4 protein-coding genes are annotated in these 2,242 nt (G+C 67.9%); all 4 read left to right on the top strand.

The genetic code is table 11. From position 1 onward, the window contains the following. The first annotated feature begins 125 nt into the window (after nt 1–125). Nucleotides 126–449, top strand: coding sequence for a hypothetical protein (locus D7V88_RS40825; protein ID WP_120545873.1), 324 nt, complete (start codon nt 126–128; stop codon nt 447–449). Beyond that, a complete protein-coding gene (locus D7V88_RS40820) occupies nt 440–652 on the top strand; it encodes a hypothetical protein (RefSeq protein ID WP_120545872.1) in 213 nt (70 codons plus the stop codon). The genes D7V88_RS40825 and D7V88_RS40820 overlap by 10 nt, the downstream gene beginning before the upstream one ends. Continuing rightward, entirely contained in the window at nt 649–1,203 is a 555-nt protein-coding gene (locus tag D7V88_RS40815) for a PadR family transcriptional regulator (RefSeq protein ID WP_120545871.1), read from the top strand. The genes D7V88_RS40820 and D7V88_RS40815 overlap by 4 nt, the downstream gene beginning before the upstream one ends. Nucleotides 1,204–1,548: 345 nt before the next feature. Continuing rightward, nucleotides 1,549–2,001: a hypothetical protein gene (locus D7V88_RS40805; RefSeq protein WP_147449123.1), complete on the top strand. Its 453-nt coding sequence runs from the start codon at nt 1,549–1,551 to the stop codon at nt 1,999–2,001. Nucleotides 2,002–2,242 lie beyond the last annotated feature (241 nt).

Here is a 2,242-nt window from a genome sequence, read left to right as displayed (position 1 = left end):
GACGTGGGTCGCGCCCACCGAGGACTTCCTCCGCTCGTTCTATCTCTGGTGGTTGGACGAGCAGCGCCGGCGCATCCACCGCTTCCTCCTCTGCCTGCCCCTTCCCACCTGACTGAAGGCCGCCAATGCCCGTCACCCTCACCACTGCACTGGCCGCCAGCTTGCGGCGCGTCTTGGAAACCGCAGACGTCTACGCCGAAGCCTGTGTCGCGCTCGATGCAGCCCACCGCGCGCGCAAGTCACCCGCCGGCCATGCTTCCGCGGAGCAGAAGCGCTACCGCGACGCCCTGGACGTCATGTTGAACGCCCGGCGTGCCGTCGCCGACGGTGCGCGCGAGCTCGCTGGCAACACGGACGTCCGGAATGTCCTGGGCATGCCGCCGCAGCCGCTGCGCGCCGCGCCCAACCCGAAGCGCGCGAAGAAGAGGAGGGCGCAGAAATGGAACTGAAGCCCCGACGCTACGCCGTGGCCTGGCCCGGGGAGGACTTCCTGCACTGGGCCTCCTACTCGCAGGACCACATCTGGGCGCCCGCGGACTTCGTGGACAACGGCACCGTCCCCCTCACGGAGGATGACGCCGCCAACCGCGTGGCGGTGGCCCTCGTGGCGGGTGTGCCTGCCGCCAACGTCGTGGTGCTGGTGGCGGAATGATGAATCCCATTTTCTTCCCGAGCCTCGGCTCCGATGCGCTCCTGTGGGCGGCTGTTGCCTGCATCTTGGTTGCCATCTTCCTCCTTGGGGTGGGGCTGCTGCTCCGCCTGGGCCGCCGCGTCTGGCACGTCCTCCAGGAGGTGCCAGGGGCCTTCCGCTCCGGCCAACTCGCGCCGATGGGCCCCATTGAGCGTGCGCTCTACGAAAGCCTGGAGGGGCGCGACGCGCACGGCAGCGACCTGGCGCGGCAGCTCCAGCGCCGCTTCCAGGCATACGCCGACCTCCCGACGGTGAGCGTCTACCCGTTGCTGCGAAAGCTCGAGCGCCGGAACCTCGTCCGCTCCTACCGCCGGCTCAGCTCCCTGGACAAGCGGTGGTACTTCACCCGCGAACTGCGCAAGCGCCGGTGGGAAGACGCGGGGCAGGGGGATGGCGTCCTGCGCTGCGATGAATGTCTCCACCCCTTCGCCTATGCCGCCGAACTGTGGAAGCACCAGCACGACGCGGGCCACAGTCCGCTGGCAGCCAACGAGGAAGGGCAGGGCGCATGAGTGCACCTTCCTGGCCTGTCCCTCCAGACGGCATCCACTCCCTCACCGCTGCGGACCTGACTCCGAGTGCCAACCTCTCCCTTGAAGTCAGAGAGGGAAGGCCCGTCACCCTCACGTTGCTCGACGGCCGGGAGGAGCAGCTCGTCATGGCCTGCATCCGCTCCAGGGGCCGCTCTCATTCGGGCGACGACGACATCACGGCTGCGCTCCTGCCCATCCGCACCGCATGCGTCGCGGCCGTCTACGACGCCACGGGTTGGCGAATTCGCTTCAAGGCCTCGCGGGGCAGCCGAACCGCCACCAGGTACGTCATCAGCCTCGACGAGCAACCCGCAGGAGGTCCCCATGGTTTCTGAGCCGACGCCTCGCAACGTGCTTCCCTTCAAGAGGACACCGCCGCGCTCTCGACGGTGGTTTCGCGACGACAGGCAGCGCCTCTCCGCCATCCACGGGTTGTTCGCGACGCTCAATTTGCCACCGCACCTCTGGACTCTCCGGGGGCCGACGTCCGAAGCCATCGCGATTTCCCACGACGAAGTTCCACCTGCGGGTGATGCGGCGGCCCGCCTGCAGCACACCGCCCGTCACGAGCTGCTTGTCCTCGCGGGTGCCCTCTGGGCGGAGCGCCTTCCACCCGAAGGGATGTGCATCTTCGACCTGTTCAACCTCTGGCCGGCGGCCACCTTTCGGGCCGTGACGACCCTCCTCCTTGCCATCGGTGGCAACGCCTCCCTCGATGCCGATGATCCACAGCGAGTTGACCTGTGGCTCCAGCAGCACCACAGCGGGCCGGAGTAGGGGATTGCCCAGCTCCTTCTCCCCTGTGCCCACCTGGTCGGCGCCCTCGCACCCATTGCCCCCTGAAAGGCCTTCGTGACCAACCTCCCAATCGACGCGCTCCCGGTCGCGCTCCTCATCGCCGTGGCGCTGATCGCGGCACTCAATTCCCTCTACCGCGGTAGCTCCGTGTTCGAACGCGGCACTCTCCACGAAGTGGCACGAATCGCTCTTGCAATTTCGCTTGTCGGGACAGGCGTGG

This window comes from Corallococcus terminator (assembly GCF_003611635.1).
Classification (GTDB): domain Bacteria; phylum Myxococcota; class Myxococcia; order Myxococcales; family Myxococcaceae; genus Corallococcus; species Corallococcus terminator.
Note: the sequence above shows the minus strand (reverse complement) of the source record. Positions and strands in the feature narration are given on the sequence as shown.

What these genes read in the sequence shown, in the direction of transcription:
- D7V88_RS40825 (WP_120545873.1), top strand. Translation starts at nt 126, where the DNA reads ATGCCCGTCACCCTCACCACTGCACTGGCCGCCAGCTTGCGGCGCGTC.
- D7V88_RS40820 (WP_120545872.1), top strand. Translation starts at nt 440, where the DNA reads ATGGAACTGAAGCCCCGACGCTACGCCGTGGCCTGGCCCGGGGAGGAC.
- D7V88_RS40815 (WP_120545871.1), top strand. Translation starts at nt 649, where the DNA reads ATGATGAATCCCATTTTCTTCCCGAGCCTCGGCTCCGATGCGCTCCTG.
- D7V88_RS40805 (WP_147449123.1), top strand. Translation starts at nt 1,549, where the DNA reads ATGGTTTCTGAGCCGACGCCTCGCAACGTGCTTCCCTTCAAGAGGACA.